Source organism: Dyadobacter fanqingshengii, from assembly GCF_023822005.2.
Classification (GTDB): domain Bacteria; phylum Bacteroidota; class Bacteroidia; order Cytophagales; family Spirosomataceae; genus Dyadobacter; species Dyadobacter fanqingshengii.
The window spans coordinates 2,916,466-2,939,948 of record NZ_CP098806.1 but is presented as its reverse complement, the minus strand read 5'-3'; the positions used below and the strand labels follow the sequence as shown (position 1 = coordinate 2,939,948).

Here is a 23,483-nt window from a genome sequence, read left to right as displayed (position 1 = left end):
AAACCTAAATGGCTATTTCCTGCAACGCTTCCTGGTGCGACCCCATGAACAGTTTATAGTCAAATTCGATCAGCAGCGTTGTTCCAGGGGTCCCCTTAATGGTAAAATCCCCTTCCAGATCTTCCGTAAGACCTTTTATCAGTTTCAGACCAAAGGACTTGATTTCGCCTATATTAAAATCCTGCTGGAACCCAATTCCGTCATCAGCAATTGAGAGCAGCAGGCTTTCCTCCGGTGTCTTTTCTAAACTGACTTTAATTTCTCCTTCCCGCTGATCGGGGAAAGCGTATTTAAGTGCATTGGTAATGCCTTCATTTAAGATCAAACCGACCGGCACCGCCTGCACCAGATCCAATTGAATATCCTCGACGCTCACATTGAAAATAATGCGCTTGCCCAGGTTAAAGCTGTCATCCAGGTAGTGTACCAGTTCATGAACATAACTGGGCATCGCAATACCGCTCATATTCTGGGATTGATAAATCCTTTGATGCAGCATAGACATCGCCTGGATCCGGTGGCGGCTTTCCAAAATGGCGTTCACCGCCACATCTTCTTTAAGATAAGCGGATTGGGAGTTCAAAAGGCTGATGACAATCTGCAGGTTATTTTTAACGCGGTGGTGTACCTCTCTGAGCAGCCATTCTTTTTCATTGACCAACCGAATGAGGGAGGAATTTTTAATGTTGATTGTTTTCTGCTGCTCTTCCAGTTGCAGGTTCTTATTTTGCTTGAGCCTATAACGGTTATACAATAGCCCCAACAGACATAGCAGCGCAACAAGTCCGGCGTAGGTGAATTTTTCGGTACGTGCCGATAACTCCAATTTTTGCTTTTGCAGTGTTGCCTCTTTTTGCAGGATTTTGAAATCCTTCTCCTTTTGGGCAGTTCTGAAATTGGCCTTTAAAATAGAAAATTCTATGTCCTTTGTACTTTTGGCGATGGAGTCTTTGAGAAATACATAGCGCTGGTAATGGCCGATCGATGCAAGGTAATTACCGGCGGCAGAATCGACTTTAAATAGGAGCAACCTACTCTCAATCTCAAATTCAGGGGTTAAACGGTTTGAGGCCAGCGCGTTCTTGATATAACGATCTGCCTGACCGAACTCAGCTCTTTCAACATAGAATCTCCCGATCGTTAAAAAGGCTTCGGCACCTGCAGGTGTCCAACTTTTTTTTGTGGCATACTTTTCAGAATACTCGACTTCACCATTAAGCCTGATCATTTCGAGGTAATATCTTTCAGCCAACCTAAAATCCTGTAAGGCGGCAAAGCAATCTCCAAACATCGCTGCCACCTGCTGCCTGCTTTGTGCTAACTTCGGGACATGCTTGCTTTTCAGAAAGGACCGAAGAAATTGGAGCGCCTCTTCGGCATTACCAAGCCTGATTTGAGCATCAGTCAAATATCTCAGCGTTGTATATACATCTGCGTCAGCATACGCTTTTGATAAAGAAAGCTTAAAATACTTAATGCTGGATTTTAGGTCGCCCAGACTGTAGTACAAGCTACCAGCCGCTACGTAAGAGCGATCTATCTGAGTGCTGTCTCCCATCACATTCGAAGCTTTAAGATCCAGCAAAGCATATCGAAGCGCTTTGTCCATATTGCCCTGTTTCTTATAAAATTCGGAAAGATTATGATAAGCCCCGGGCAATCGTTTTGTGATGTGAGAAGACTCAAAGGTTTTCAGCGCAGTAAGATAAAATCGTTCAGTGAGGTCAGGTCTGCTATGGTGAGAATGAACGTATGCAATATATGACTCGCAGTCTCCCGCCGTTTTGAAGTCCCCAATTTCTTTGTAGAGTTTAATCGCCTGACTGTAACTATAAATTGCCAGTGCATAAGTACTATCCGAGTCAGGTAGGTTCCGGCCCAGTTCATCCCACCAATGTGCCAATCCGGCTTTGTCGTCAATTTGTTGATAGTGTTGAATCACACGATAAAAGCATTTCGTTCCCAGGGTCATCTCTCCTAAACGAAAATGATACTTACCTCCGGCAATGGAAACCTCAGTCATCCATTGCCTTGACTTAAGCTGCGTACTAAGACTGTCTGCCGTTTTCAGGTATGGGTATGCCTTACGCAATTCTTCCGGTTTAGCATCCCTGTTATCCAGATGGGATTCGGCGAAAGTCGCAATTAAGCAAACTTTCATTTCCCCGTATACGTCATTAAACATTCGTTTAGCAGCGGCATAGTCTTTCTTTTTCAAATGAGATACAAAGACCAGGTATGTCGCATTGTTATATCCCTTCCCATATCCTAGCGATTTACTGAGACTTATTGCCGAACGAGCGAATGCAAGGGCACTGTCAATGGAGCCCGGGGACTCGTTTCTAAAATATATGGCACCTACCCTTAAAAGTAAATTGACTTTTAATGTATCATCCTTTACCATCTTGAGCTGTTTCAGATAAGGGTAAAGATGATAGAGTGGTTCCCGCGTTATACCGACCTTCTCATTTGTTGGTTGGGCTACAGCGCAAGTAATCAGGAAGAAAAAAATGCTGAGTAGCAGTATTGTTTTGATGGTCATAAGTCAATCTGTTATGCTGAGTATTTGGGATCTAATCTTGAACTTCCATTAGGGCTTCGTGGTGGATACCTATGACCGGTTTGTAGTCAAACTCCATCAGCAGTGTTACCGCGCTGCCTGATAAGAGTAAATAGTGTTCAATGCTGGCAGCATAATCCCCCATACAATCATAAATATTTCCCAGGGTCATATGCAGCGCATCAAACTGACTGTTGTTTTCCGTGGAAAACAGGGCTTTCAAACCCTCTAGCGACCAACAGAGCGTATATCAAATCCCTTATATCACACCAAATGGATCGCCCGTCTCTAATTTACAATCTTTTAAAAGTTGCTCAAACAGATCAAATACAAATTTTTTTGACTCTCAGAAAATGGCGATATATCGTATTAGAATCGCATTATTAACGTATATAATATGTTAATAATGAGATATTTAATATTTGGCATAGCGTTTGATTAATAAGAGTACATCTATCACATAAACCGCTCATCTTTAAAGAAAATGAGAAAGAACCCAATCATCCTATTCGCCAAATGGCAAGTAAAAAAAGGCCATTTAGATTCCGTGCTTAATTTGCTGACAGAAGTTTCTCAAAAAAGTGAAAACGAAGCCGGAAACCTGTTTTACGACTTATACCAAAGTCATAATAATCCAGACATGCTGATCTTCTGCGAAGGCTATGCCGACGATGCATCTCTTGCCAGCCACCAGAAGTCAGAGCATTTTCAGCGTATCGTGATCGACGAAATTGCTCCCATGTTGGAGGAAGTGGAGGTTATCCTGACCGCACCGGTTCAATTGGACATTTGATTTGATAAAGCAAATTTGCTACTCACCCATTCAGCATTTTTAGCGCAATTGAACCCGACGATCATGGATAAACTACGAAAACATATAGAAGAAATTACGCCGGTGAGTGACGATGAGTTTGAATACGTCAAGACGTTTCTCACCAGAAAAAGAGTTAGGAAACATCAATACCTGATTCAGATCGGGGATAAAGTAACCTGTGATTACTGGATCACCAAAGGTATTTTCAGGGCTTTTTATGTTGACACAGCAGGAAAGGAGCACATCCTGCAATTCGCCCCTGAAAACTCGTGGCTCTCGGATTACAATGCCTTTTTTAACCAAACGGAATCGAAAATGAACATTGTTTGCATGGAAGATGCGGAAGTGCTTTGCCTTACCATTTTAGCAAAGGAAAAACTGGCTTCCGAACTTCACAAAATGGAGCACTTTTTTAGAATGAAGGTGACCAGAGGATATACAGTCCAGCAGCATCGGATTATCTCTTTACTTTCTAATAACCCCCGGCAACGCTATGAAGAATTTGAAAGCCTGTATCCTAATATTGTAAAAAAAGTCCCTAAAAAATACATCGCGGAATATCTTGGTATCAGCCGTGAAACGCTAAGCAGACTTTACCCGATGAGTCATCGGCACGCAGCAATTTAAAGTCCTGAAAATGCCATGTTCATTTAGTTTGTAAAGTAAAATTCGTCCAATATGAAAGCGTTGATCATTGGAGCAACAGGGGCCACTGGTATGGATCTCGTACAAGTGTTATTGCAGGATTCGGAGTATAGAGAAGTTGTCGCATTCGTACGTCGTTCCACCGGTATTATACATCCCAAGTTTTCAGAGCTCGTAGTTGATTTTGAAAAAATAGAAGAGGTATCTGATTCTATCAAAGGAGATGTATGGTTCTCGTGTCTTGGAACCACCCTAAAAGCAGCTGGCTCCAAGGAGAAACATTGGCATATCGATTATGAAATCCCGGTTAAGTTCGCGCACATTGCTAAAAGAAACGGAATTTCCAGGGTTGTATTGCTTTCTTCTTATGGTGCTTTTTCTAAAAGCAATGTGTCATATTTGAGAATCAAAGGTCAATTGGAAGAGCAAATTGCCAGTCTTGCATTTGATCAGTATATCACTTTCAAGCCCGGGTTCTTGTTGCGGAAAGATACCGATCGGCTGGGAGAACGCCTCATTGCCGGCCCATTGAATTTTCTGAGCGGCTTGGGTTTGTTCAAGAAATATCGGCCTATATCGACGACAACGCTCGCCGGAAAAATGGCTAAGGCACCCAAGGCACTCGCACATGGAGTACATATCGTTGAGCTGGATGAAATCTTTGAATTTTAGCGATCACTCCACTAATCGATTGCATTAGTTTATCTTTTTCTCACCTAAATATGAATGCTTATGAATGCGAATTTTATAGTACCAGCTTGTCTGTTTTGGCTTTTATTCAAACCGGTAAATGCAGAGGCCCAGCAAGTGAAGCACCTAGTTATTGAAGGTATGGAAGCAAAAGCAATTTCGGATGGGATTACACTACGGTCCGAGTCCGGGTCCAGTGGCACGTTTGGTTATTTCGTCATGAAAAAGGGCGCATCAGTCCCTGTTCATAGTCATCCAAATGAGCAGTACTCCTTTATATTGAAAGGCAGCGTAAAAGCTTCTATCGGCGATACGGTCATGATTATTAAAGCCGGTGAAACTGTGGTCATTCCGTCAAATGTTCCTCATAGTTTTACAAGTCTGGAAGAAGGGACCATTGACCTCGATTTCTTTGCACCCCGTCGGGAAGATTGGATCAATGGCACAGCCGACTATTTTAAGAAATAGCATAAACAAATTTGACGACCAAGCGAATACTTGGGCCAACGTCTAACGGGTAGGGTTACCTTTTGTCTTAATATTACAATCCCACCAGAATTATTGTTTTATCAAAAAAGTGCTCGTAAACATTTTGACACATTTGTGTCAGGTAGACCTTCCTTTTACAGGGCAACTTTGCATCGTCAACCTCAATTAACCAAGCCGATCAAGGGGTTGCTTTAAATATTTAGGTAACAACTCAATTTAAAAACAAAATGAAAAAAACAGTTTTATCGCTGCTATCCGCAGCGTTCGCAGTATCTGCTATTGCATCATGTTCTACTGATGACGACAATGTGATTGCCAATCCAAACACCTACGTGCTAGTACACGGCGCATGGCAAGCCCCTTACGTATGGGACGCTGTAAAGTCGGACCTGACCAGCAAAGGCAACAAAGTAGTGGTCGTGGAGCTTCCCGCCCACGGTGCAGACAAAACCCCGGCGCACCAAGTTTCATTGGATGTTTACAGTGATAAAGTGATTGAAGCAATCTCGAAAGTAAATGGCAAAGTGATCCTTGTAGGGCATAGCATGGGCGGAATGGTCGTAACCAGTGTCGCCGAGAAGATTCCCCAGAAAATCAGCAGGCTGGTATATATAGGCGCATTTGTACCTACCTCCGGACAAAGCCTCGGTGAACTTTCGATGGGTGACCCAGATTCGAAACTTGGACCTCAGCTGTCACAATCCGACGACAAACTAACGCTCGATGTTAAACGCGATCAACTGACTTACCTTTTCATTAATGATGGCAGCCAAGGCGCAAAAGATCAGGTTCTTGCGAACTATCGGGCAGAGCCGGCGATTCCATTCGGCAATAAGGTCACCCTTACCAATGCAAATTTCGGTTCAGTAGAAAAGGTATATATCAAAACCCTGCAGGACATCGTGATAACCCCGGGATTTCAGGACAAAATGATTGCCGCAGCGGGCATTAAGAAAGTTTATCAGGTCAACACAAGCCATTCTCCTTTTCTGGCTCAGCCACGTGCAGTATCTGATCTTTTACTCCAAATCGGACAGGAAACGGGTGTTAAACAATAGCGCAAAAGTTAGTACGACCAGTTCGCCATACAACTGGTCGTGCCAAATCCCTCAATAGAACCATGAAAACAACAGGAATATTTTCAATCACAAAAATGCCCGTCGTGCTCAGTATAGCCATGTTCTTTTGCATGATCAATATGGGTCTCGTAGCGCAGGATTTGAAGGGCGCGACAGTAGCAGAATCTATTGCGAAGCAGTCTGAAACAGTGGCGAGATTAACCCGATATGAAGTGAAACGGCAACATCGGGCTGCATTCCGCAAAATGGCAAAAAAGTACGTTAGTCATTCCCTGCGTCAGAAAGGCAATATTTTATCTGAGGCATACTATGAGGAGGAAAATCCCTCCGTAATGTGGATCGTCGAAAGGTGGGAAAATCGGAATAAATTCGAGGAAAACAGCAAAAGGCCACCGTTCAGAATAATAGAATCAATGTCGGGAAAAGTGCTGGTCCAACCTGCAAAAGTCATCTATGCGAAAGACCTGGAACCGCTTTCCAAACGGCAATGGCGCACTGTTGCGAGGAAGAATGACAAGCCGATCACCATTATGCTTTTTGTGGATGCCAGAGCAGGGACGGAGGACAACTTTAAGAAAGTGTATCATACCGCCATGCCGCAATTCCGAAGTGAACCGGGCGTCGTTACCTATCAGCTTTCCCAGCTTGAAGAAGACAGCACTCAATTTGTGACGTATGAAAAATTCAGGGGTGAAGATGCTTTTCAATACCATTTGAAATTCCCTCCTATACAGCCGGTGATTGACTATTTGGAAACCAGTATCAAAAAACAACCCTTCCAAACCGGCATTCACAGACTGATCGAATTTGCACCTGGTACCCGGGAATAATAGGGTAAAACAATTAATAAATACTACAAACAATCAAAACTCAAAAATGAAAACGGTTAATCAAATTGTACTGGCAGGTGTCATCAGCACGCTTGCTCTGTTGAACGCAAATGCCCAGGTCAAAGTAAGTGCCGGGCAAATTAAATCCAATGAACTGGAAGTATTGAATCAATTGGCATCCCACACGGAAGTTGTCAACATGCCGGTATCGCAGCTACTCAATGCACCTGGAAACGAAGCACTCAGGGCGTTCTTTTTTACCCCGGTAAAGGACAAGTCGGCTTTGAAGGGCACAAAGATCGCCGTCATTGCGGCAGATGGTTTTGAGGAAATCGAATTACTCGGGCCGGTGTGGTACTTCCGGGAACTGGGTGCCCAGGTCGAAATCGTTGCTCCCAAATATAACCCGGCGCCTGCAAGGTATGGCCTTATCCAACCAGAAATGGCCAAAACACATATCATGGCGATACAATACCTGCAACCTGTGGGTTGGGTAAAAGTGGATCGCACAGCCGATCAGGTCAAAGTAAATGACTACGATGCGGTATTCATTCCCGGTGGCGCCTGGAACCCGGATAATCTTCGCTATGACAAGGACGTGATCCGTTTTATTCAGGATTTCAACAAATCAGGAAAGCTGATTGCTGCCATTTGTCACGCTCCGGTTGTGCTGGCATCCGCAGATATTCTGAAAGGGAAGAAACTTACCGGCTACTGGAATATCCAGGTCGACCTGAAAAACGCAGGCGGAATCGTAGAGGACACACCGGTAGTTACAGATGGTAACCTGATCACCAGTAGGCACCCGATTGATGTGGCCGATTTTTCGAGAGCAGTGGAACAATGGTTGGTAAAACGTTGAAAATTCAAAAATATGGAATATAGAAAATTGGGGGATTCTGATCTTAACTTATCAGTAATTACCTACGGCAGCTTTGCCATCGGAGGCACGATGTGGGGCGGAACAGAGAAAAAAGAAGCACAGGAGGCGGTCAGGGCTTCGCTTGACCACGGCGTTACCACGCTGGATACGGCGCCATTTTATGGGTTTGGCCTCAGTGAGAAACTGATCGGTGAAACGATCGGAGGAATGGACCGTTCGAAGATTCAGATACTGACAAAATTCGGGATGGTCTGGGATGGCAGCAACAACGGGAAAGGGGATTTTATGTTTGATATTGAAAATGAAGGTAAAATTTATCCTATCTACAAATTCGCCTCAAAAGCCAATGTGATCAAGGAAGCCGAAGAGAGCTTAAAACGATTGGGGACAGACTATATCGATTTGTTACAACTTCATTGGTTTGATTCCACCACACCAGTTGATGAAACGATGGAAGCATTGCAGCTACTGATCGATCAGGGTAAAATCCGGGCAGCGGGGGTCAGCAACTATAATAATGAACAGATGCTGGAAGCTCAGAAAAGTATCCGTCTGGCGTCCAATCAGCTGCCTTACAGCATGCTGAAAAGGGAAATTGAATCGGAAGTGATCCCAGCTGCCATCAAAAACAATGTTGGCATTATCGCTTATAGTCCGCTGGAAAGGGGTTTACTGACCGGTAAATTCTTTAAAGGCGATACCTTGAAATCCAGCGACCATCGCAACGGTTATTTCGCTCAATTCGACCTCGAAAAAGTAAAATCCTTGTTAGAACGAATTGAGCCGATTGCGCAGGACAAAGGAGTCTCGCTTTCACAATTGGTGCTGAGATGGACAACCCTTCAGCCCGGTATCACAGCGGTACTGGCGGGAGCGACGAATAAAGAACAGGCGATCAGCAACGCTCAGGCTACCCAGATCAGCCTTAGCAAAAAAGAGCTCAACTTCATTGATGACCAGCTTGCCAATTAAACTAATACCCGGAGTCCGCATATGGGCTCCGGGTATTGAATTTATTTTCAATGCCAAATGAGAAAAGGCGTATAACATTTACCGTTATACGCCTTTTCTCATTTGCACTTCTGGGTTTTACATCAGCGAATTGATAGCAGATGCTATCTCTTCCCGCACTTTCGGACTCGAATTCATGGTCATTTTTATATCACCAGCCTGGTCAATTACCATGCTGGTTGGCCATGAGCCGACTTGGTACTTTTTATCGACCTCTCCCGAATTAGGCAACAATGTATAATTGAAGTTGCGTTTCTTTTGAAATGTTCTGACCTGGCCCGCACTGTTAAAAGTCAAAGCCAGAAAGACGACATCTTTGCCCTCATAAGCTTTAACCAATTCATTTAATTCCGGCATTTCCTGGACACATGGGGCACAGGATGTGAACCAGAAGTTGAGTACCACGATTTTACTACGCAACTCCTGTAAATTCCAGAGATTTCCTTGAAGATCTTTCAATTTAAAGTCAGGCGCCGGTTTATTCAGCATAGATGCTTTGGCCTGCTCTCTTCGGGTATTTGCTTCTTCAAACTGTCGCTTCATTTCTTCGGTTATCCTGACAAGGTGAACAATGCCCTTCGCATCATCCTCCGCGTTATGTGAAAACGAAACCCCGCCCCAGGCTTTGCTTAAACTGTCCAGTTTTTCACTGGGGAACACTTTACCATCAGGCAATAAATAGGTGATGGCTTGTTTGGGCGACTCGCTCACACCGGATGATACCTGTGCCATTGACAGGTATGAAACACACAAGGAAGCTGCGGTAAGGCAGCTTCCAGTGTACAATTTTCTGTATTTCATCATTACTGATCATGTTAACTGGTTTAACTTCTGTTTAGACCAAGACACCTTGCTGATATGTTTCCCAGTCCGTGTAGCCATGGTTACCTAGGCCGTAGTGCAGGCTACGATCCGGCGGGGTCAGTTCCCAATTGTTTTGCAAACGGTCAACCAAATCCGGATTGGCTATAAACGGCTCTCCGAATCCGGCGATATCAATCGTTCCTGCATTGATCAGTTGCTCAGATTTTTTACGGTCCATACTGCCTGCAAGAATAATCACACCCTCATACCAGGAGCGAAAACGCTCAATAAAACCTTCCGGCAATGCGTGGCTTCCTTTGGATTGCTGATCCATAATGTGTACGTAAACGTTGTCCCTTTTTGCTAATTCTTTTGCAAGATATTGGTAGGTAGCCTCTATCTCGTCATAATGCGGCAGATCGCCCAGGCCACCATAAGGCGTAAGCCTGATGCCCACTTTGTCTTTACCGATAGCCTCAATGCTTGCATCAACCGCTTCCAGTAAGAACCTTGACCGGTTTTCAATACTTCCGCCGTATTCGTCGATGCGATTGTTGACAAAGGGATTGAGGAACTGTTCGATCAGATAACCGTTGGCACCGTGCAGCTCTACACCGTCAAAACCGGCTTTCATCGCATTTTTTGCAGCATTAGCAAAATCTCGCACAACCTGTTTCACCTCATCGGTTAAAAGCGCCCGTGGTTTTGAAGAAATGACAAAACCTTCATTCCCGTTTTCATCATATCCCCAGGAAAAAGAGCTGGACGCCTGAATATCCGAAGGACCCACCGGTGCTATTCCGCCAGGCTGATTGGAGGTATGTGAAACCCTTCCTACATGCCAGAGTTGCGTAAATATCGCACTGCCATTTTCATGTACCGCGTTGGTCACTTTTTTCCAGCCTTCTACTTGTTCCTGTGTATATAATCCGGGAATGTACAGCACGCCTTTCGCCGTATCCGAAATCGCCGTTCCCTCGGTTATGATCAGTCCTGCGCCTGAACGTTGCGCATAATATAACGCATTGCTATCATTAGGAATGCCGTTCGCATTTCTTGCCCTGGTCATCGGAGCCATAGCAATGCGGTTTTTTAATTGAAGCGAACCGATCCTTGCAGGTTCAAAAATATTGGTTGTCATCTTTAATACTATCTAATTGTTTTTAAGGTCAAATACTTTGGGATACATAAGAAAAGTGAATTGGTTTTCTGAGGTAAACTTACCATCATCAGCAGCTCGGAGAGAAGGAAGAAAATCACTAAAAAAGTGTGAGTCAAATCACAAGTCATCATGCGGCCGGATGTATTTTGCTGCTGATCCATAATTTTAGCTTTTGATAGCTTTCTAATTTGGATACAATTGCCCGCAGGAAGTGGACCTGTAAAACCTTTGTCCAAGCTGCGATTGCCCATAAATGCCATGGGGAAGTGCTGCCGGTAAGTTGCCACCAAAGCCAGATAGCCGGAGTAGCGAGAAGGAAAACAAGTAAGTGGATTTTGAAACGCTTTTTTGAATTGATGGGTGCATGTACCCAATTGGTCTGATGTATCATGATTTCTAATATTATTGAGAATATTTTTTGAGATAATTAAAATTGTAAAGCTTGATCAGGGCTACCTGAATTGTTTACCTAGTTCCTGGACTTTCCGCAACCAATTTTTACGGTGCTCATCGGTTGACTTTCTGATAAACCCAAATGTGGAGAACCTGATGGGATCGAAACCTACGTAGCCGAATATGATGTCTTTAAGTATCTGGTATTGGGACGCACGATAAATAATGTAGAACCACCAAGTCGGTGTGTCCATCGTTACGAGGATTCGCATACTTTTTCCCTTTAGTAGTTTTTCAGGGAAGTTTTTTCCGGAATGGTTTTTAAAGGCAAAGCCAGGCAGAAATATCCGGTCAATAAAACCTTTGGTGATGGCTGGCATAAATCCCCACCAGTTTGGGTAGGCGAGTACTACGTGGTCGGCCCACTGGATAAGCCTTTGTGAGTTAATCAGGTTTTCTTCCAGCTGCATCACTTCCCCATTTTTATACCCGTCCGAAAGATTTACATCAAAATTCAGTCTGGATATATAGATGGTTTTACAATTGGCACCAGCACTTTCTGCACCGCTTTGATAGGCATCAAGCAAAGCTTTGCAATAAGAATCTTCTGAGGGGTGCCCGAGGATGAGTAATATGTTCTTTTCCATTGCAGATCAACTTTTAATTTGATATTGCAAAGGTGGGCGGGAGCAGGAAGGTGTACCTGACACAAATGTGTCAAAAAATTATTTGTGCGCAACTTTCTGGCGAATCCTGGTGAGCGATTGTCGTTCTATGCCAAGATAGCTACAAAGGTGAGATAGTGAAACCCTATTAAATAAGGCGGAACGATACTGAATGAAATCGAGATAACGCTCCTCTGCTGCTTGAAATACAAAACTTTCAATGCGTGCCTGCTGTTGCCTGAGGACTTCTTCTGCTATTAACCGCCCATATTTCTCAAAATTTTGAGATTGTTTATATAACCATTGAAGGTCATCAAACGACAGGCAGGCGAATGTCGTGGGTTCCAGGCACTGGATAGAATATTTACTAGGTTTTTGAATGATAAACGACGGGTAGTGGGTGGCGTAATCACCCTCGGCATAAAAACCAATAGTTCTTTCATTTCCATCCTTATCAATGTAGAAAGAACGGACCAACCCTTTTGTTACGAATCCCAATAGCTTTTGAGTTTCGCCGGATTGCAGAAAAAGATCTTTCTTTTTCAACTCTATGAATTTGAATTTAAGAGCATATTGTGAAAGCTCAGCCTCGGTAATAGAAGGACAAACTTCTTTGACCGAATTAAGAACAAATTGCGTTTCTGAATCTATTATCTTTTTATCTGTTGAGAATGACATATCTTAAAAATAAAAAATTTGGGTCAAATTGTAAGTACCCCAATACGGCGGACAATATAACGCTGAGAAATACAGTAATTCAGTAGCCTCAAATCATCAGCCGTCGGTTTACACAATTAATTTTCAGGATTAGGAGAGTGGTCACTAAAATTCTTGCTATCAGCGCTTTTTCATGCTAAATTTGTACATGGTTGCAGCCAACAAAATCTTGGTGAGCAATTCGGTGAGCAGACTTTTTAATGTTTTCGTAAGATATTGATTTTCAGTGAAATGTAGGATTGTTTCATGTCCCTCTCTCTCTGCAGGACACATAAATATTTATTTATCAGTTAGTTATAGCGGAGGTTTTCCTCCGCTATTTTGATTTAAGCGACTTTAACTAGCTGATTTTCAGCATTAGTTTAAACACGAAATCTGAAAAAGTGCTTCATGTTGGTGAGCAATTCTGTGAGCATTTTCCGCGCTATTTGGGTGCTCACCAGGAGAAAAGCCAAATGTATTCAGTGCTTTTAAGTGGTGAGTTGTGTTTGCAAGACTACATGAAGGCCTTGCTAATAAAACCTTGCAAGTACCCCGTTTGTCAGATGGTCATTTGTTGGTGAATTTCCTTTTTAACCAGCGATTCTTTCCATTCAGATGGGGTCAAATTACCCGGGCCTTCGTGTGGTCGTCGCTGGTATATTCTTCAATCCATTCCACTGGTAATTTCCTGACCTGATGGACGATGCGAATAAATTTACTGCGGAAGGCACGGTGACTATCAGCGCAATCGCGGACAATTTTCGCTTTGGCAGAGTTCGGGTAAAATGGCTTTGAAGGTTTCGTATTTTTCGAACAGACGAGGAGAAAAAGGTAAACGCTTCTGCGACTTGTTGGAAAGCCGTTCTCGCACGCTTCGCATGAGTGTTTGGACATTATTCTCATAAGCTTTAACGTCCTGACCGCTCAGGTTTGAGTTAAACTGCCTTGATTGATAAGTTTGATTTTCAAGAATTAGGTATTTCTTTCTGCGTTGCTCTATGTTGCCAAACTGCTTGCAGCCGATAAAAATTCCTAATTCTAATGGCATATTGAAATAACGAGCGGCTAGCGATAAATTATGAATACCGTATTGACGGTCTTTAATAAGTCTATTGATTTTTTGAATACTTATATCATCTGAATCGTCGTATTCCAAAGCACTTCGAGGGATAAAGCTAATTGGAAAGGATTCTTATGAGGCGCAGGGTAAAGCCAGGGATGATCATACATTCTGATCGTGGTGGTCAATATCTGTCACACAGAATGAAGTAATTAATAAAAACCTTCAAATTGAAACAGAGCGGTCCGCCGCTTGGTATGTCCCGCGGATGATCCTTACGACAATGCCTGGGTCGAATCGTTCTGGAGCAGATTGAAGGCAGAGTTGAATATGCCGAAAGGTGGTTATGAGAGCTTGGAACAATTGAAAGCAGTCCTATTTGAATACATTGACGGATATTACAATACGAGAAGATTACATTTGCTTTAAACTATCTGAATCCGGTATCTTTCGAAGCCCAATACTATTGACAAACAGGATAAGATTGCAGTTTTAAATATTTACTAACCCGCACAACTGTAAACCGTAACGGAACCACGTCAATCTTCCAAAAAAATCAATAATTTACGAAAGAAATCCTGAAAGACACTTATAGCTATCTGAGATCTTAAAGGAGCTTCCACTTTATAAAATGTGTCATGTCCGCATGAAATTGACAAGGTATGCAAACAAATTGTGATGTTTTAGTTAGTTATTCTTCCCAGGATCAATATATTGCCGATGAGGTAGTTGTAGCGCTCGAAGCTCGGAATTTACGCTGCTGGATTGCTCACCGCGACATTGAGCCTGGGAATTATTGGCCTTCCGCGATTATGGAGGCGATTGAAAGTTGCCAGTTGTTTCTTCTGATCTTATCCAAAGCTTCCAACCAAAGCAATCAAGTGTTGCGAGAAGTGGAGAACGCTGACCGCTTAGGACGTCCGCTTATATATTTCATCGTCGAAGATGTCTCAACTGCCAAAGGGTTACAGTATTTTCTCAATTCGATTCAGTGGCTCGACGGCTCCAAACCAAATTATAAATCAGCTTTAACTAGCCTAATTAGTAGTGTGCAGAAGCGCTTGAACAGGTCACCTATTCGGGTGGATGAAAATATCAATCCTTCACTTTCGCCCGGTCAAAACGTAATGGGGCTAATGGAAATGGCCATGCAGCCCTACCTGCGACTAAATTATCAGGAGGCTATGCCATTATTGCTACAAGCGTCGAAATTGGGCGAGGGTAAAGCCGATTACTTGCTTGGACGTTTATACAGCGAAGGTTTATTCGTCTATAAAAATTTAACCAAGGCCGATACATATTACCAGAGCGCAATTAAGAAAGGATGCGGTTGGGGGTTCTACGGCCTCGGCAATTTGGCGGAGATGCAGGTAAAAAAATCGGAAGCGCTTAGCTTATATGAAAAATCACTAGAGTCAGTTTTCCAGGATGCTCAGCTTTCCAACCCGTTTGCCTGCTTCATGTTAGGTCTCATGTCTTTTATGGGTTACGGCATCAGATCCAATAAAGCAAATGCCGTAAAATGGTATACCATTGCAGCTGATCAGGGACATCCGTCGGCCCAAAATAATTTGGGAGGCATGTACCAGTCGGGCGATGGAGTTGACAGAGATTATGAAAAGGCATGGTACTGGTATAACCGAGCCGCTATTCGAGGTTCGGGACTGGGTCAGTACAAGGTTGGGTTTATGTATGAGAATGGGTTGGGAACGGAAAAGGATGAAAAACTCGGCAGCCTTTGGTACCATAAGGCTGCCGAGCAGGGGTTTGCACCGGCTCAGGATCGATTGGCCAAGATGTACATTAATGGGAATGGAGTAGAGAAAGACGTCTATAAAGGCGTGCAATTGCTTCTGGAGGCTGACAAACAGAATTACACAGACTCGCAGACCATGTTAGGTGCTTTGTACATGGACGGGATTGAGGTGCCGCGCGACTACCAAAAAGGTTATGAATGGTACAAAAAAGCGGCGGAATTCGGCGATTTCTTTGCCGTCCGGCAAATTGGTACCATGTACGAAAAGGGCGAAGGCCTGCCTCAGGACTTCCGTAAAGCCATGGAGCATTATCGTCTATCGGCGGAGGCTGGCGAGTCGTACGGCTACTATGACCTTGCCCTTTTATATTTCAGCGGCAAGGGTGTAGAAGTCGACTATAAGCAGGCGTTCTGGCATTTTCGCCAGGCCGCGGAAAGGGAGGTGGCCGGTGCGCAATACTATCTGGGTTATATGTACGCGAATGGGCTGGGAACAAACCAGGACTTTGTCAAAGCGTTCCAATGGCACCACAAGGCGATAGCCAATAACAATCCCTGGAGCTTAAATGAACTGGGCATCATGTACCTGGAAGGTCAGGGTGTGAGCAAGGATTACGCACGGGCGTACGACTTTTTCCAACAGGCCGCACGCCAGAAAAACGAATCGGCCATTTACAATCTCGCGAGGATGTATGAGGGAGGTCTGGGAATACCGGTGGACCTGGTACGGGCATTTCAATCCTACCTGGAAGCAGCCAGGCTCGGCCTGAGTCAAGCCCAGGTCGAAGTGGCCCGGATGCTTAGCAATGGCACGGTTACCCAGCGGGACTATTCTAAAGCTTATGAGTGGTACCGGCTGGCTGCCGAACAGAAAAATGCCTATGGTTATAAGGGCTTGGCCCATTTGTACGAAAATGGGCTGGGCGTTCCAAAAAATTCCCGGGAAGCAACACGATTATATCAGAAAGCCGAGGAATTACTTAAGTAAAAAATAGCTATGGATAAAGCCAATTCAGACTTAGCAAATAAACTGACCACCATTGCCGAAAAACACCAGTTGCTCGAAACTGTTGAGCGAATCCGGGCGATCGATTCCGCTGGGATTAAAATAAAAGTAGCTTTTTTGGGAGAGTTTAATTCGGGCAAGACGACGCTCATCAACGCCCTGTTGAAGAAAAAACTTTTACCCATGTTTGACACGCCGACTACTGCCGCGATTACCGAGATCAGCAAGTCTGATACGAACGAGGCGTTTGTACTGACGGTGGATGAAGAAGGAAATGAAGTAAAGTCACCCATTGATTTCTACGAGCTGGCCGGGCATATTTCTGCATCGGGGCCCGACAAAAGGATCGGCGTCAACCTGGCGGACAGCGAGTTTCTGGACGATACGGTGCTTTTAATCGATACGCCGGGTGTGTCATCTATCAATGAAATCCATACCGATATCACCTATGGCTATCTGCCGAGTGTCGACGTTGCAATTCTGATACTTAATCCTCGTCTGGGAGATGTTCCGGCCACCCTGCTGGATTTTTTAAAACAATTTCCCGACGATCTGCTGGAGAAAATCTATTTTGTTATTTCCCGAATTGATCAGGTACCGGACAGTACATCGAACCATGTTAAAAACAAAATTTACCATTCGCTAACGCAACTGGTCGAACACCCGAAGCTTATGCTGGTTTCAGGCAGATCCGCACTGGAGGCGATAAACGACCCGGCTGCGTATCAGCAATCGGGAATCCATCAACTTATCTCGATAATAAAGGAAGAAGTTCCCTTGCAAAAGGCATCCGTTGAAGCAAAGAGAATCCACGAGATGCTCCGGAAGGAAAAGGATACCATCATTAGCCTGTTGAAAGTAAAACAGAATTCACTGGACTGGAATACTGAAGAGTTCGATAAAACCATTCGGGAAGTCCGGGCTGAAATGCAAAAACTCGAGCAGGACCGGCTTCAGTTCCGGGAAAGTTTTCGGGAGTTAAAGCGAAAAAACACGACCGAAATTAGTAAAACAGTACTGGATTATACCGATGCCATCGCACAGAGGCTGATCGAAAAGGAGCCGTATGACGAGCTTCTGCACGATATGCTGGACCAGGTGAAGCGGAAAATTGAAACCGGGATTCAGCGCCTGATGAATATTCAGTTTTCCTCCATCGATCTGAACCTGGCCACATTGCTGAAGCCACATATCAACAAAGAAACGTCCACAATTTTAGATACCGCCCATTTACTGACTGATGCCGTAACGTTTGCCGTCACCATCTGGGTAGCGCCGGGGTCGTCGGCAGCCGTAGAACTGGGAGAGTTTATCGCCGGAGCGACCGTCATAGCCACGCAGGAAGCCGGTAATACAGGAAACCCTCATGGTACCAGAAAAGGCATATTAAACGCGATCGGCAAAACTGCCAGAGCGGCCGGCAAACTGGTGAAGGAGCTGAACCCCTTCGAGAAAATTAAAAAAGGGATTCTCCCATACGTAATCCAGCCAAAATTATCGAAATCCCTGATCAGGAAAGTGACGGAAAATGTCAATGCAGTCTACGAATTGATCGAAGAGTCGCTGAATAACGAAATTCAGCAGAAATACGAAATTCCATTACACGGAAAAGAAGAGATTCTGATCCAGACCAAAAAACTAAAAAAAGAACATCTTAGTCAGATTGAATCCCTTAAAGAATCAGTAACTGCAGATATTACATTCCTGGAATTAATGGATTAGCTAAACAATGGAAAAGACGATCGAAGAGTACTTTACAGACTTGGAGAAATTCAAAAAACTGCATTTTGAAGTAATCAAGTCGGCAGAGAATTTAGGAAACGATATCGATGATCTTCAGCAGGATTACGACTCATATGTAACCTATCAGTCGAAACTAACTTCGGATCTTACGAAAATCGCGACAGACAATCTCCCGTTGACGATCGGGATCGTCGGCAATTCCAATACCGGGAAATCCTCCCTGATCAATAGCCTGATCGGCGCCAAGTTTTTAGGAATCGATGAACTTCCGGCCACTTCCAAGATCACCGTACTATCCTATCAGGAGGAGAAAACACCTAAAATCTTCAAAGTGGGCAAGGATGGAAAAATTGAGGAAACCACCTACGAGGAATACATCCGGTTTGGCATGCATCAGCACGAGGACATCGTCGATAAGGAAGCGGTTAATAAGCTGGATTATTTCGAGGTTCATTATCCTGCGGAAGTCTTAAAAAAGCTCCAGATTGTGGATACGCCAGGGTTTTCTACGTTATCCGAAGAGGATGACGCCATTACGAAAGCTTATCTTAAGAAGACAGATCTGTTATTGTGGATTTTTGACGCCGGCAGAGGCACCATCACGGACCTGGAACTAAAACTTCTTCAGGAGATAAGTGACAAGCGGATCATCGCGATTATCAACCGAATTGATATGAAGCCCCCGTTTCAGCGGGCTAAGATTGTTGAAAGTTTTGCCTCAAAATTTAATTTTTATAAAATATTTACCTACTCGGCAAAAGAGGTTTTCAATTATCAAAAAGCCGTTCATCATAACACCGGGATATACAATGAATTAATTCAGGAATCACTTGGCCTTTTAAATTCGCAAAAAAGCTTTTCCATAACGGATAACGGCGTTAAGTTATCGCTGACGCATGGTTCGGAGGTGCTGTTTGAAAAGGAAAAATTAATCGTTTTCGAAAATGAATTTATACAATTTCATGACGAGATTCTGTCGTTTTTGCAGGAGATCCGGCAAGAAGTATCCGACATCAAGATCAATGCTTATTTTGAAGAATTACTTTCATTTCACAGCACTCAACTTGACTTATGGAAATCATGGAGCCCTCAATTGGAGAGGATTTTAGAAAATAGAAGCACCCAATACGCCGACTTCGAGAAATCGATTGAAAAATTAAAAGAAAAGCTCGGCGATCGTGCCCGTAAATATTACGCCGAGTTGAATAATGATTTGGCAGGTAAATTATTTGACGAGCTCTTTCGGTTCGATTACCAGGAAGGCGGTTTTTTTGAGGCTGACAAACATTTCATACGAATGAAAGCGCTGTCAGATTCTGACAAAGAGGATATTAAGGAAATGCTGGAGTCCGACTTAGATGTCTTTTACAACAAACTGTCCAAAGATTTAAGGACTGGTCTGGCTAAACTTGACATAGAGCTTGAAACCAATTACGAGTTAAGCATTACCGAAATCCTCAGGGATAAATTTGCCCAGGCATCCTATGAAAGCGTTTTAGGCCTTATCAATCTATGGCAGGATGTTCAGATCGGTAGCAATTATTCGGAAATCAAAGATATATTATACGTCAATATCAGCCTGTGCGTATCCGAAAATCACTTCTGCGATATGGCACTGCTGATGGCTAAACTAACTTGTACCAAAGTTCTTGAAAACCACGAGTCGGACCATTTGCGCCATCGGGCGATTATTGAACAATTAGCCAACGTAATCAACATGACGATCCATGAGTAGTTTCGTAAAAACATTTGAGGAACGCAAGGCCGCTTTATTCAAAACGTTTGATCGGCTGAGTGAAGAAGGATTCATTCCCTGTACGAACGGCGAAGTGAACTACACCAGCGACACGATCGAAGAATATAAGAATAACCTCAATAAACAACAGTTTTATGTAAGCGTATGCGGTCAGATCAAAGCTGGCAAATCGACATTTCTGAATTACCTTTTATTTAAAGATAAAGCCGTATTACCGACGGCCCCTACTCCATGGACCGCCAAGCTCACCCGGATCAGCTTCGGTGAAACGGATCACGCGATTGTGTATTTCTATACGACCTCCGAATGGGCGGCATTGAAACACCTGGTGGTGCGCGATGAAAACGAAAAGGAAGTCAATTACTTCGATAAATACCTGAGAGACGCTCTCAATTATTCCGCCTCTCAGAATGTATATGACCGGGAAATAATCCAGGAGAAACGGCTGTCCCATACCCTGACGGATTTGAATAAGCTGGCGACCTATATTTCCAGTGAAGGAGCTTATATGCCGTTTGTTTCTTATGTGGAGATTTATGTAAATAATCCTTTGGTCCGGCATGTCATTATCGTTGACACCCCCGGCATTAATGATCCCAATGAACTCCGATCCCGGATTACGACCGACTTCATTCATTTATCCTCGGCCGTCGTTTATTTATTTGCCGCTACCATGCCGTTGGATATCGCCGATTTTAAATTTATCGATCGCTATCTGTTTTCAATCCCGTCCTCAAAAATAATCTTTGCATTAGCGCAATGTGATCAGGCAGAACACATCGACCACCTTACCGGATATATTGAAAAACATTTGCGCAATAAGCCCGAACTGAAAGAAAGGAACCTGCTCGCCAATGATAAGGTATATCCGTTCTCTACCATGGCGGCCATCATTAACTATAAACGGCAACACCAGCTTCCGCTGAATGAGGAAGAAGCATTTTATGCAGCTGGCATGCAGCCGGAGCTCATTGAGGCCAATGGTTTTTTTGAGGAGTTGGTTTCGGGAATCGACCAACGCGTCATGAGTGAAAAAGCAGCAGATGTACTGGACGATGCTGTGAATAAGATCAAGACCATATGTTCGCTGCAAATCAAGAATCTATTATCAGCTATTGCCCTCGAGGAACTGAAAATAAATGACTTGCAGTTGTCATCTGCGCAACTGAATGCTAAGGTTGAGCGGGTGAACGGATGGATGCAGGAAATTAATGAGCAGATTACTGATCTCCAGCAACAGAAATCTGATGTCACTCGGAGTATCGAAAACAAAATAATTGGTGAAAGTTCAGATATAAAAGAATCTGCTTTGCAAGAGTACCATAACTGGATTGAGGTGCAAAGTGTAGAGAAAGCATTAAAAATTTCTGGTCATGAGATCAAATCGATTATTTCGAGGGAAATCAGAAAACATATTAATCAGACATTTATTAAGGACAGCTTTGCACCTCTGAAGAAGTACCAGGAAGAAGCTAAAAATTTCTTAAGGGCAATTACGAATGAATTAATGCCCGTTAGCCGGTGGGGACATTTGTTTGAACCCATTATCTCGGTTCATAAAATTATCGAGGATTCTCTGAAATCTGCGAATGATAATTTCGGACGTCTGGAAAAGCTGCGAGAGAACTTTATGCTCTTCTGGACAAAACGAGAAGCAACCAATGCAAATTTGATCAATGAAGCCGGCCATATTATCGAAGGGATCATCGACGATTTTTCGCAACAATTAACCAGCAACGTCAATAAGGAATTGGAAAATTTTTTTTCGGAACTAACCCATCAGGTTCGGAAATATAGTGCAGCTTATTCGGAAGATCTTCGCAAATTGCAAAACAACCTGGGCGATCATTCGGTTGGCATTGAGGACAACAAAAAACAACTGGAACTGTTAATGGCCGATTCCAATCGGTTGCAGCAGACTTATCACCAGATTAAACAAACATTATCAGTAGAATGAAACCATCAGATAACTCAAATAATGCCGTGGAAACTGTCTTAACATTTGCCGCAACCTTGCTGATCGGGTACGGTATTTACCGCTACTTCATTAAGTCCAGAGTGGATACCGGAGGTAGTAACAGGGATGCTTCCAATGATCCAGGTACAGCCATTCCTCCCTTTATAACGACGGACACAGGCAGCCTGCGAGCTAGGCTCGAAAAACACTTTGAAGAATTTCGGCTGGACGTAGGCCAATATGAGCTTTCGACCTATTATAGCTACCAGTTCGGCATACTGGGCGAACAGAAACCAACGAGCCGAAGACAACCCATAATTGCCAATCTGTCCGAACTCGGCCTGAACCCGCAGGAAGTGCAGCAAGGTAATTTAATCTTGACCAGTTTGGCTCAGGAAATAACCCGGGGCAGGCTGCTTGGCTGGGGGCAGAGCCTTATTTTTTTACAAGATTATCATTCCATAGAGGGTAAGATTGATATCCTGCATACTATTTACAATAAGTTGACCAAGAAAGAATTGGCGGATAAGTTCCTAAAAGAACTAGAACACTATAAAAATGAACTGATTGCCCGCTACCGCTGACTTCTTTTCATACTTTCCTACCCGGATATCTGATGCAACGTACGCTCCAGCCACTGGATTCCTTGCTCCAGGTGTGTTTTCATATTAAATTTGTGCATAGTTGAAGCCATAAGAAATCCCTGTGAGCAATTCGGTGAGCATATTTTTTTGTGGCTTTGTAATGATTCGATTTTCAGTTAGATATGGACAATTTCCATATCCCTTTCTCTCCGCGAGGTAGTTAACTGCCTGATTATGAAAATGTTAATGGCTATTTATCTTAGCTATTTTTGTTTTTACACGATTTTAACGATCTGATAGTCAACTAATTGTTGTTTTTCGTTTCTCTGAAAATCACAAGTTCTGGTGAGCAATTCGGTGAGCACTTTACAGAATTTGATGTTCACTATCTTTAAAATATACTCGTTTTTACATTGAAATGGTGAGGTTTGGTATTTTCAGTAAGTAGTGCTTGACGCTCGAATACCGGACCCCAGTTCAAAGTTCTCATAATCCGGGAGGGGCTCAGGAGCACATTCGACTCTTATTCTAGTTCGTCTGTCGTTATGGGACACTTACAAGGGAATTTGTTAATTTACATCATACCAGGCGTAATGGTCCACAGCGTTGATTATTACTTAGCATCAATAATAGCTGACTCACACATTTCCAGATTGACCAATCCAATGAAAACTATTTATTTGTGCTTGGGAAATTTGATAGGCAATAAAAATCTCATAATTCCGCCCATGCCTGAAGTTAATAACTCAACTAGTTGATTAATTAACTTCAGGGTATCTTCTCGTTCCATTTTGTATATTGCCAATGGCCGCCGCTCAATGAGTCTATCATACAGTCTTCAGGATTTGGGTAAATACTGCCTCGCAATACTTGACTGACCTTTGGCTATCTCAAGAT

At 43.4% G+C, this 23,483-nt stretch carries 21 protein-coding genes and 1 pseudogene; 15 read left to right on the top strand and 7 right to left on the bottom strand.

Features of this window, described 5'->3' with window-relative positions; translation table 11 throughout:
- Nucleotides 1-4 precede the first annotated feature (4 nt).
- Complete coding sequence (locus NFI81_RS12215) at nt 5-2,542, bottom strand: histidine kinase dimerization/phosphoacceptor domain -containing protein (RefSeq protein WP_234612158.1); 2,538 nt, start codon at nt 2,540-2,542, stop codon at nt 5-7.
- A gap of 502 nt (nt 2,543-3,044) precedes the next feature.
- Between NFI81_RS12215 and NFI81_RS12210 the strand changes: the two genes are divergently transcribed.
- From NFI81_RS12210 to NFI81_RS12175, 8 genes are all read left to right on the top strand, one after another.
- Nucleotides 3,045-3,353: a putative quinol monooxygenase gene (locus tag NFI81_RS12210; RefSeq protein ID WP_234612160.1), complete on the top strand. Its 309-nt coding sequence runs from the start codon at nt 3,045-3,047 to the stop codon at nt 3,351-3,353.
- A 63-nt stretch (nt 3,354-3,416) separates the two neighbouring features.
- Nucleotides 3,417-4,001 (top strand): Crp/Fnr family transcriptional regulator, encoded by a 585-nt coding sequence (locus NFI81_RS12205; RefSeq protein WP_234612161.1) that lies wholly within the window; start codon nt 3,417-3,419, stop codon nt 3,999-4,001.
- Between the two features lie 51 nt (nt 4,002-4,052).
- Entirely contained in the window at nt 4,053-4,691 is a 639-nt protein-coding gene (locus NFI81_RS12200) for an NAD(P)H-binding protein (protein ID WP_234612162.1), read from the top strand.
- Nucleotides 4,692-4,751: 60 nt separating this feature from the next.
- A complete protein-coding gene (locus tag NFI81_RS12195; RefSeq protein ID WP_234612163.1) occupies nt 4,752-5,177 on the top strand; it encodes a cupin domain-containing protein in 426 nt (141 codons plus the stop codon).
- A 248-nt stretch (nt 5,178-5,425) separates the two neighbouring features.
- A complete protein-coding gene (locus tag NFI81_RS12190) occupies nt 5,426-6,256 on the top strand; it encodes an alpha/beta fold hydrolase (protein WP_234612164.1) in 831 nt (276 codons plus the stop codon).
- Nucleotides 6,257-6,318: 62 nt separating this feature from the next.
- Complete coding sequence (locus NFI81_RS12185) at nt 6,319-7,107, top strand: antibiotic biosynthesis monooxygenase (RefSeq protein WP_234612165.1); 789 nt, start codon at nt 6,319-6,321, stop codon at nt 7,105-7,107.
- 46 nt (nt 7,108-7,153) lie between these two features.
- Nucleotides 7,154-7,969: a DJ-1/PfpI/YhbO family deglycase/protease gene (locus NFI81_RS12180; protein WP_234612166.1), complete on the top strand. Its 816-nt coding sequence runs from the start codon at nt 7,154-7,156 to the stop codon at nt 7,967-7,969.
- Between the two features lie 12 nt (nt 7,970-7,981).
- The gene (locus tag NFI81_RS12175; RefSeq protein ID WP_234612167.1) at nt 7,982-8,962 is read left to right on the top strand and encodes an aldo/keto reductase; all 981 of its coding nucleotides are present in this window, start codon (nt 7,982-7,984) and stop codon (nt 8,960-8,962) included.
- A 117-nt stretch (nt 8,963-9,079) separates the two neighbouring features.
- Here NFI81_RS12175 and NFI81_RS12170 read toward each other — a convergent pair whose 3' ends face one another.
- The 6 genes from NFI81_RS12170 to NFI81_RS12145 all read right to left on the bottom strand — a co-directional run bounded on the left by NFI81_RS12170 (nt 9,080) and on the right by NFI81_RS12145 (nt 13,880).
- The gene (locus NFI81_RS12170; RefSeq protein WP_234612168.1) at nt 9,080-9,733 is read right to left on the bottom strand and encodes a peroxiredoxin family protein; all 654 of its coding nucleotides are present in this window, start codon (nt 9,731-9,733) and stop codon (nt 9,080-9,082) included.
- 103 nt (nt 9,734-9,836) lie between these two features.
- Complete coding sequence (locus tag NFI81_RS12165) at nt 9,837-10,946, bottom strand: alkene reductase (RefSeq protein WP_234612169.1); 1,110 nt, start codon at nt 10,944-10,946, stop codon at nt 9,837-9,839.
- A gap of 148 nt (nt 10,947-11,094) precedes the next feature.
- On the bottom strand, nt 11,095-11,358 hold the full coding sequence (locus tag NFI81_RS26515; protein ID WP_374759451.1) for a 2TM domain-containing protein: 264 nt from the start codon (nt 11,356-11,358) through the stop codon (nt 11,095-11,097).
- Between the two features lie 61 nt (nt 11,359-11,419).
- Nucleotides 11,420-12,007, bottom strand: coding sequence for an NAD(P)H-dependent oxidoreductase (locus NFI81_RS12155; RefSeq protein ID WP_234612171.1), 588 nt, complete (start codon nt 12,005-12,007; stop codon nt 11,420-11,422).
- A gap of 78 nt (nt 12,008-12,085) precedes the next feature.
- Entirely contained in the window at nt 12,086-12,703 is a 618-nt protein-coding gene (locus tag NFI81_RS12150) for a Crp/Fnr family transcriptional regulator (protein WP_234612172.1), read from the bottom strand.
- A gap of 760 nt (nt 12,704-13,463) precedes the next feature.
- Nucleotides 13,464-13,880, bottom strand: coding sequence for a hypothetical protein (locus tag NFI81_RS12145; protein ID WP_234612173.1), 417 nt, complete (start codon nt 13,878-13,880; stop codon nt 13,464-13,466).
- Between the two features lie 156 nt (nt 13,881-14,036).
- On the opposite strand from NFI81_RS12145, the gene NFI81_RS26445 reads away from it, so the two are divergent.
- From NFI81_RS26445 to NFI81_RS12115, 7 genes and pseudogenes are all read left to right on the top strand, one after another.
- Nucleotides 14,037-14,213 carry an integrase core domain-containing protein gene (locus NFI81_RS26445; RefSeq protein WP_310590125.1) on the top strand — a complete coding sequence of 59 codons (177 nt, stop codon included), beginning with the start codon at nt 14,037-14,039 and terminating at the stop codon, nt 14,211-14,213.
- A 233-nt stretch (nt 14,214-14,446) separates the two neighbouring features.
- A pseudogene (locus NFI81_RS26510) lies at nt 14,447-14,803 on the top strand (toll/interleukin-1 receptor domain-containing protein); the annotation flags it as partial.
- A gap of 30 nt (nt 14,804-14,833) precedes the next feature.
- Nucleotides 14,834-16,528 carry an SEL1-like repeat protein gene (locus NFI81_RS12135; protein ID WP_234612174.1) on the top strand — a complete coding sequence of 565 codons (1,695 nt, stop codon included), beginning with the start codon at nt 14,834-14,836 and terminating at the stop codon, nt 16,526-16,528.
- Nucleotides 16,529-16,537: 9 nt separating this feature from the next.
- Nucleotides 16,538-18,268, top strand: coding sequence for a dynamin family protein (locus NFI81_RS12130; protein WP_234612175.1), 1,731 nt, complete (start codon nt 16,538-16,540; stop codon nt 18,266-18,268).
- Between the two features lie 7 nt (nt 18,269-18,275).
- On the top strand, nt 18,276-20,024 hold the full coding sequence (locus NFI81_RS12125; RefSeq protein ID WP_234612176.1) for a dynamin family protein: 1,749 nt from the start codon (nt 18,276-18,278) through the stop codon (nt 20,022-20,024).
- The gene (locus NFI81_RS12120; protein ID WP_234612177.1) at nt 20,017-22,002 is read left to right on the top strand and encodes a dynamin family protein; all 1,986 of its coding nucleotides are present in this window, start codon (nt 20,017-20,019) and stop codon (nt 22,000-22,002) included. The genes NFI81_RS12125 and NFI81_RS12120 overlap by 8 nt, the downstream gene beginning before the upstream one ends.
- Complete coding sequence (locus tag NFI81_RS12115) at nt 21,999-22,586, top strand: hypothetical protein (RefSeq protein ID WP_234612178.1); 588 nt, start codon at nt 21,999-22,001, stop codon at nt 22,584-22,586. Before NFI81_RS12120 ends, NFI81_RS12115 begins: the two co-directional genes overlap by 4 nt.
- The last annotated feature ends 897 nt before the right edge of the window (nt 22,587-23,483 follow it).